This window comes from Salipiger sp. D13, assembly GCF_003703915.1.
GTDB classification, from domain to species: Bacteria; Pseudomonadota; Alphaproteobacteria; order Rhodobacterales; family Rhodobacteraceae; genus Salipiger; species Salipiger profundus.
Genome location: NZ_ML112604.1, coordinates 42,903 through 50,357 on the forward strand (window position 1 = coordinate 42,903; position 7,455 = coordinate 50,357).

At 69.4% G+C, this 7,455-nt stretch carries 6 protein-coding genes; 1 reads left to right on the forward strand and 5 read right to left on the reverse strand.

Annotated features, from left to right (window positions below; all coding sequences use genetic code 11):
• Window positions 1-33: 33 nt before the first annotated feature.
• The 5 genes from murB to D6860_RS16330 form a co-directional block, all read right to left on the reverse strand.
• A complete protein-coding gene (gene murB, locus D6860_RS16310; protein ID WP_017468294.1) occupies window positions 34-963 on the reverse strand; it encodes a UDP-N-acetylmuramate dehydrogenase in 930 nt (309 codons plus the stop codon).
• 55 nt (window positions 964-1,018) lie between these two features.
• Window positions 1,019-1,273 carry a DUF2484 family protein gene (locus D6860_RS16315; protein ID WP_017468293.1) on the reverse strand — a complete coding sequence of 85 codons (255 nt, stop codon included), beginning with the start codon at window positions 1,271-1,273 and terminating at the stop codon, window positions 1,019-1,021.
• A 290-nt stretch (window positions 1,274-1,563) separates the two neighbouring features.
• A complete protein-coding gene (gene murC, locus D6860_RS16320; protein ID WP_076625489.1) occupies window positions 1,564-2,961 on the reverse strand; it encodes a UDP-N-acetylmuramate--L-alanine ligase in 1,398 nt (465 codons plus the stop codon).
• Between the two features lie 29 nt (window positions 2,962-2,990).
• Window positions 2,991-4,130: a UDP-N-acetylglucosamine--N-acetylmuramyl-(pentapeptide) pyrophosphoryl-undecaprenol N-acetylglucosamine transferase gene (locus D6860_RS16325; protein ID WP_017468648.1), complete on the reverse strand. Its 1,140-nt coding sequence runs from the start codon at window positions 4,128-4,130 to the stop codon at window positions 2,991-2,993.
• A gap of 178 nt (window positions 4,131-4,308) precedes the next feature.
• Window positions 4,309-5,475 (reverse strand): peptidoglycan glycosyltransferase FtsW, encoded by a 1,167-nt coding sequence (locus D6860_RS16330; protein WP_076625490.1) that lies wholly within the window; start codon window positions 5,473-5,475, stop codon window positions 4,309-4,311.
• Window positions 5,476-5,837: 362 nt separating this feature from the next.
• On the opposite strand from D6860_RS16330, the gene D6860_RS16335 reads away from it, so the two are divergent.
• The coding region (locus D6860_RS16335) for a DEAD/DEAH box helicase (protein WP_164845650.1) at window positions 5,838-7,455 on the forward strand (1,618 nt) is incomplete at its 3' end.

Below are 7,455 nucleotides of genomic sequence, written 5' to 3' on the forward strand. Positions count from 1 at the left end.
TTCGCCCTGCACCGAAGGCCGCTCTGGGCGACCTTAGCCGGCTGCCGGATCCCCGACGCGCCGTATTTCCCAATGTAGCTCTATTCCGCTGTGTTGGAAAACCTTTTTTCGAACTTCCTCGCCCAATCCTTCCAGATCGGCCGCCGTTGCGCCGCCGGCGTTCACCAGGAAATTGGAATGTTTCGGGCTCATCTGCGCTCCACCCAGGGTTGCGCCGCGCATCCCGGCCTCGTCGATGACCTTCCACGCCTTCAGATCGTGGGTGTCATCGGCGCGCCCGGTCGAGCTGAATCCCGCCGGGTTGCGGAAGGTCGAGCCTGCGGTGCGCTCCTTGGTGGGCTGGCTCTCGTCGCGTTTCGCGAGCTGAGTCGCCATCCGCTCGGCCAGCGCGTCGGGGTCGCCCTCGGGCGCCTCGAACACTGCCTCGGTCAGCACCCAGCCCTCGGGCAGCGTGCTCTGGCGATAGGCGAGCTGCAGGTCGTCCTTCGACAGCGTCTCGACACGGCCATCACGGGTGACCGCGCGGACCTCGACGAGATGGTCGGCCACGTAGGTGCCGTAGCATCCCGCGTTCATCCGCACCGCGCCGCCGATGCTGCCGGGGATCGTGCGCAGGAAGGTCAGGTCGACGCCGGCCGCCGCCGCGCGCTTCGCGACATGCGCATCGAGCGCCGCCGCGCCTGCCACGACACGCGTGCCATCGATCTCGATGCCGTTGAAGCCGCGCCCCAGCCGGATCACCGCGGCGCGGATACCGCCGTCACGCACGATGAGGTTGGAGCCCACACCCATCGGGAAGACGGGAACATCGGCAGGCAGCGCCCGCATGAAATCCTGGAGATCCTCGAGATCCGCAGGCTGAAAGAAGAGATCCGCCGGCCCGCCAACGCGCAGCCAGGTGAGGTCGGAAAGCGGGCGATCCGGCGTCAGCCGGCCCCGCACATCGGGAAGCGTGTCGGTCATGGCGAACCTTGTGCCCTCTCTCCGGGCGACGGTAAAGCCCCCGGCGTCGCGCGGCTCACCCCTGCCTGCGTGACTTGCCGCGCAGCCAGCGGAGCAGGTAGCGCAGCGGCCAGCGCAGGAGGCTCATGCCCGCGACGAGCATCGCAAGCGCCACCCAGGGGCCGTTTTCCCAGGCGACGAAGCCGAGAAGCGGCAGGCCGAGCCCCATCAGGACGTAGGCACGGGTCCAGTGGTTGTCCCGCGAGGGCAGCATCGCGAGAACATTCGCGACGATGACCCAGAGACAGGCCAGAAACAGCGATACTGTCATGTCGGTTCCTCGAACGCCCTCGGTCCGGCGCTGTCGCAGCCTGCCCGGCGGCATCACGCCGCGCAAGCCCTGCGCCGCGCGGATCCACGGGACCGTGGCCGCGCTGTCAGTCCGGTCGGGGTCACGCAAGAATTTTCGTACGAAAATTCTTGCGCCCGCCGCGCAGCCCTCAAGGCCAAAGCGCGGGTCACTCGGCGCGCAGCCCACAGAAGCCAATCCGTGTTTTCCGGCGGTGGCAATTGGTGCGGGGCGCCCAAGAATTTTCGTACGAAAATTCTTGGGATCCCAGCTCAGCCCTTCAGGCGTGCGGGCAGGTTGTTGGCCCAGCTCGAGATCGTACCTGCGCCAAGGCAGACCACCATGTCGCCCGGCCGCGCCTGTTCGCGCACCAGCCGCTCGAGGTCGTCCTCGTTGAGGATCGCGCGGGCATGGCGGTGCCCGTGGCGGATCAGCCCGGCGACGAGATCGTCGCGGGTGGCGCCCTCGATGGGCTCCTCGCCCGCCGCGTAGACCTCGGCGATGGCGACAACGTCGGCCTCGTTGAAGCAGGCGCAGAAATCGTCGAAGAGCGAATGCAGGCGCGAGTAGCGGTGCGGCTGGTGCACCGCGATGACGCGGCCCTCGGTCGCCTGCCGTGCCGCCTTGAGCACAGCGGCGATTTCCACCGGGTGGTGGCCGTAGTCGTCGATGATCGCCACGCCGTCGACCTCGCCCACCCGGGTGAAGCGCCGGTTGACGCCGCCGAAGGCCGCCAGCGCCTTGCGGATCTCGTCGCGGCGCATCCCGAGATGGCGCGCCACGGCCACCGCCGCCAGCGCGTTCGACACGTTGTGGTCGCCCGGCATCGGCAGGGTGCAGTCCTCGATCACCGCGTCCTCGCCCTGCAGCAGGATGTCGAAGCAGGCGATGCCCTTCTCGTAGCGCAGGTTCACCGCCCGCACGTCGGCCTGCGCGTTGAAACCGTAGGTGGTCACGCGGCGATCGCTCACGCGGCCCACCAGCGCCTGCACCTCGGAATGATCCGTGCAGCACACGGCGAGCCCGTAGAACGGGATGTTCGACACGAACTGGTAGAAGCCGTCGCGCAGGTTCTCGATCGAGCCCCAGTGCTCCATGTGCTCGGGGTCGATGTTGGTGACGATGGCGATGGTCGCCGGCAGGCGGTTGAAGGTGCCGTCGCTCTCGTCGGCCTCGACCACCATCCATTCGCCAAGGCCGACACGGGCGTTCGAGCCGTATGCGTGGATGATGCCGCCGTTGATGACCGTGGGGTCGTAGTTGCCGGCATCGAGCAGTGTCGCGACCATGGTAGTCGTGGTCGTCTTGCCATGGGTGCCCGCCACGGCGACGTTGGATTTCATACGCATGAGCTCGGCCAGCATCTCGGCACGGCGCACCACCGGCAGGCCGCGCAGCCGCGCCTCGTCGAGCTCGGGGTTGCCCGGCTTGATCGCCGACGAGATCACCACGACCTCGGCGGTCTCGAGGTTGTCGGCGCTCTGGCCTTCGAAGATATGCGCCCCGAGGCTTTCCAGCCGCTCGGTGATCTTCGACCGCTTGAGGTCCGAGCCCTGCACCCGGTAGCCGTGGTTCAGCAGCACCTCGGCGATGCCCGACATGCCGATGCCGCCGATGCCGACGAAGTGGATGGGCCCGACGTCGCCGGGCAGTTTCGTTGCGGCGTTCATCGTGCCTCCCTCGGTGCGTTGTTCGTCTTTCATGCCTGCCTGCCCTTCTGTCCGACCGGTTTGCCCGGCCCCATTTCCCCAAGCCGCTCGACCAGCACGGCAAGGTGCTCGGCCGCGTCGGGCTTCGCGACCGACAGTGCCGCCTGCGACATCTGGAGCGCGCCGTCGGGGTTGCCGAAGATGGCGGTGATCGCCTCGGCCATGCTCTCGACCGTGAGCTTGCGCTCGGGAATGCGGATCGCGGCGCCCGCGTCGACCAGCGCCTGCGCGTTCACCGTCTGGTGGTCGCCCGCCGCCACCGCGTAGGGAATGAGGATCGACGGCCGCCCGATCACCGAGATGTCGGCGACCGACGAGGCGCCCGAGCGCGAGATCACCAGCTGCGCCTCGGACATGCGGGCGGGAATGTCGTTGAAGAAGGGCTGCACGTCGGCGTCGATGGCGTGATCGTGGTAGAACTTCGCAACCCGCTCCCCGTCCTCGTCGCGGGCCTGGTGGCTGATGCGGAGGTTGCGCAGGATATCCATCGGCAGGGATTCGATCGCCGGGGGAACGACGTCCGACAGGATCCGCGCGCCCTGGCTGCCGCCGATCACCAGGATCGACATCGGGTAGTCGCCGGGCACGATGTAGCCCGCGCCCGCGCGCTCCTTGACCGCCATGCGCACCGGGTTGCCGGTGTGCACGGTCTCGACATCGTCGGGCAGCGTCGTCGGCCACGTGCCGCAGGCCACCAGATGCACCTTCTTCGCGAAGATCTCGTTCACGCGCCCCGGCACGCCGTTCTGCTCGTGGATCATGCGCGGCAGCTTCATCAGGTGTGCTGCCGCCAGCGCCGGGATCGAGGGGTAGCCGCCGAAGCCCACCACGACGTCGGGCCGGTCGCGCCGGAACCGGCGCATGGTCGACAGCACGCCGCCCGCGATGCGGAACGGCACGCGCAGCTTCGCGGCCATGCCGCCGCGCGCGAAGGTGGCCGAGCTCACCTGCTCGATCTCTGTGGAATGCGGAAAGCCGCCGGTGTAGCGCGCCCCGCGCGCATCGGTGGAGAGCTTCACCCGCCAGCCTCTGCGCAGCATCAGCTCGGCCAGTGCCTGCGCCGGAAACATGTGCCCCCCGGTGCCGCCCGCGGCGATCACCAGCAAGGGGCGACGGTCCTGCTCTGCCATACCCCGGTTTCTCCCCTTCTCGCTCGGGCCCGGCGGAGCCTTGCCTGCTCCGCGCACCACCCTGTCGCCGTGTTCCGCGACCGGACCGGTCGCGCTGGTCGGGCCCCGGTATCGCAGCATCGCCGCCGCCGGAAGCCCCGACGCCGCCTCAGACCACAGGCCGGGCGGAAAACCCAGCCTAGCGCATCCGGCCGCGCAGGATTTCGCCGATCTCGCCCTGCGGTCGCGACCGGGTGAAGGCCAGCAGCATGCCGACTGCGATGCCGCCCGCGATCAGGGACGAACCGCCGTAGCTCACGAAGGGCAGCGTCATGCCCTTGGCCGGCAGCAGCCGCACCGCGACGCCCATGTTGATCATCGCCTGCACGCCGAACATCGAGGCAAGGCCGGTGCCCGCGAGCCGGATGAACGGATCGCGTTCACGCATCAGCCGAAGCATCGAGCGCACCGTCACGACCGCGTAGAGCACGATGATCAGCAGCACGAGGATCAGCCCGTATTCCTCGGCGGCGACGGCGATGATGAAGTCGGTGTGCGCGTCGGGCAACGACCACTTGACGGTGCCTTCGCCCACGCCCACCCCGAAGAAGCCGCCTTCCTGAATGGCGTTGGTGGCGTAGCCGAGCTGGGTGCGCGGGTCGACCTCGGGGTTGAGGAAGCCGTCGATGCGCCGCGCGAAGTGCTCGGAATTGTTGTAGGCGAACATGCCGCCCAGCCCCACGAGCCCGGCCATGCCGGCAAGCAGCGTCATCGGCGCGCCTGCCACGAACCACATCACGCCCCAGCCGAAGAGCACGAGGCTGGCCTGACCGAAGTCGGGCTGCAGAGCCAGCGCGAAGACGATGGTGACGGCTATCCCGAAGGACCACAACTTGCCCGGTGGGCCACCGATCTCCTGGCTGGCGGCCATCATCCAGGCCGCGACGATCACGAAGAGCGGCTTGAGGAACTCCGACGGCTGGACGCTGGCGAAGCCCAGCGAATACCAGCGCACCGCGCCCTTGCCGAAGTCGGTGCCGAGAAACGGCAGCCCCATGAGCGAGATGAAGGCCCCGAGGAAGCCGATCACCGCGATCCGCCGGACCATCACCGGCGACAGCATCGAGGTGAAGAGCATCGCCGAAAGCGCGAGCCCGCCGAAGATCGCCTGCCGCTGCACGTAGTGGAAATGCGCGAATCCGTTGCGCTCGGCCAGCGGCACCGATGCCGCGAGACCGAGCAGGATGCCGATCCCGAAAAGCACCAGGATGCAGGACAGCGACCAACGGTCGACCGTCCGCCACCACTTGGGGAGAACGGGTTCTCCCTCGCGCACGGGAACCGTGCCGTAAACCATTTCCGTCATGGGGTCACCGCTCGTGATGGCCGGCATCGGGGCCGGCGAATTCTGCCTGTCAGCCCGGGTTGTCCCGGGTCTTGGCGCGAAGCGTAGCAAAGCGGGGAGTCTTTGGGAAGGCATCTTGACCCCGCGTCCGCCGCGGCGCGCCCTGCCCTGCCCTGCCGCCCCCCGGCGGCCAGGGCCCGGGAGCGCACGGCCGCGGTCTTCCCCCGAGGCGCCGGCGCGACCTGCACGACAGCCCCCGCGCCGGCCTGCAAATCTCGTGTATACAAAGGCGGCGGTTTGCGGTAGGAGAGCGCTTCCTCCCCTGTCGGAACGACAGAATGCGGCGCGACACGCCGCGAGCCCTACGCAGATCGGTTTCCCAGATGATCCAGACCCTTTCCGATGCGCTCGCCGAGCGCAACTACGACACGTTGACCCCCGTTCAGGAGGCGGTCACCCATCCCGACCTGCGGGATGCCGATCTTCTGGTTTCCGCGCAGACCGGCTCCGGCAAGACCGTGGGCTTCGGACTCGCCATCGCACCCACCCTGCTGGGCGACGCCGAAACGCTCGGGCCCGCCGCCGCGCCGCTGGCGCTGATCGTGGCCCCGACCCGCGAGCTTGCTTTCCAGGTGACGCGCGAGCTTGGCTGGCTCTACGCGAAGACCGGCGCCCGCGTCGCCTCCTGCGTCGGCGGCATGGACATGCGCGACGAGCGGCGCGCGCTCGAGCGTGGCGCGCATATCGTCGTGGGTACCCCGGGCCGGCTGCGCGACCACATCCTGCGCGGCTCGCTCGACATGACCGGCCTGCGCGCCATCGTGCTCGACGAGGCCGACGAGATGCTCGACCTCGGCTTCCGCGAGGATCTCGAGTTCATGCTCGGCGAGGCCCCCGAGGAGCGGCGCACCCTGCTTTTCTCGGCGACCGTGCCGCCGATGATCGCCACGCTCGCGCAGCACTACCAGCGCGACGCCGTGCGGGTGACGACGCTGTCCGACAAGGGCCAGCACGCCGACATCACCTACCAGGCGCTGCGGGTGGCCCAGCAGGACGCCGAGAATGCCATCATCAACGTACTGCGCTACCACGAGGCGGAGAACGCCATCGTCTTCGCCAACACGCGGGCCGCGGTGAACCGTCTGACCGCGCGCTTCTCGAACCGCGGCTTTGCCGTGGTCTGCCTCTCGGGCGAGCTCAGCCAGGCCGAGCGCAGCCACGCGCTGCAGGCAATGCGCGACGGCCGGGCGCGGGTCTGCGTCGCCACCGACGTGGCGGCGCGCGGCATCGACCTGCCGAACCTCGACCTCGTGGTGCATGCCGAGCTGCCCTCGAACGCCGAGACGCTGCTGCACCGCTCCGGCCGCACCGGCCGCGCCGGTCGCAAGGGGCTGTCGGCCCTGGTCGTTCCGCCGAAGCTCGCCAAGAAGGCCGACCGCCTGCTGAAGACCGCCCGCATCGACGCCGAGTGGACCACCGCCCCCGGTGCCGACGAGATCCTGCGCCGCGACGAGGAGCGCCTGCTCGCCGACCCGATGTGGGACGAGGCGCCCACTGACACCGAGGCCGAGTTCGCCGCCCGCCTGCTGGCCGACCGCAGCCCCGAGACCGTGGCCGCCGCCTACCTGCGGCTGTTCCGGTCGCGGCATTCGGCGCCCGAGGAACTCTCGGACCCGAACGCCCGCCCCGAGCGCAAGGAACGCGCGCCCTTCGGGCCGAGCAGCTGGTTCGCGCTGTCGGTCGGCCGCGACGACCGCGCCGAGGCGCGCTGGCTGCTGCCGCTCCTGCTGCGCACCGGCGGGCTCGACAAGGACGCGATCGGCGCGATCCGCGTGCAGGCATCGGAAACCTTCGTGGAGATTTCCGAAGGGGCCGCGCAATCCTTCGAGGCCGCGCTCGGCGCGGGCGGCGAGCTGGAAAAGGGCGTGACCGCGCGCCGTCTCGAGGGGGCGCCCGACCTAGGCCGCCCACCGCGCCCGCGACGCGACGACGACCGGGACG

Coding starts and splice junctions, on each gene's coding strand:
- D6860_RS16330 (WP_076625490.1), bottom strand. CDS start 5,475: ATGACGGAAATGGTTTACGGCACGGTTCCCGTGCGCGAGGGAGAACCC.
- murB (WP_017468294.1), bottom strand. CDS start 963: ATGACCGACACGCTTCCCGATGTGCGGGGCCGGCTGACGCCGGATCGC.
- murC (WP_076625489.1), bottom strand. CDS start 2,961: ATGAACGCCGCAACGAAACTGCCCGGCGACGTCGGGCCCATCCACTTC.
- D6860_RS16325 (WP_017468648.1), bottom strand. CDS start 4,130: ATGGCAGAGCAGGACCGTCGCCCCTTGCTGGTGATCGCCGCGGGCGGC.
- D6860_RS16315 (WP_017468293.1), bottom strand. CDS start 1,273: ATGACAGTATCGCTGTTTCTGGCCTGTCTCTGGGTCATCGTCGCGAAT.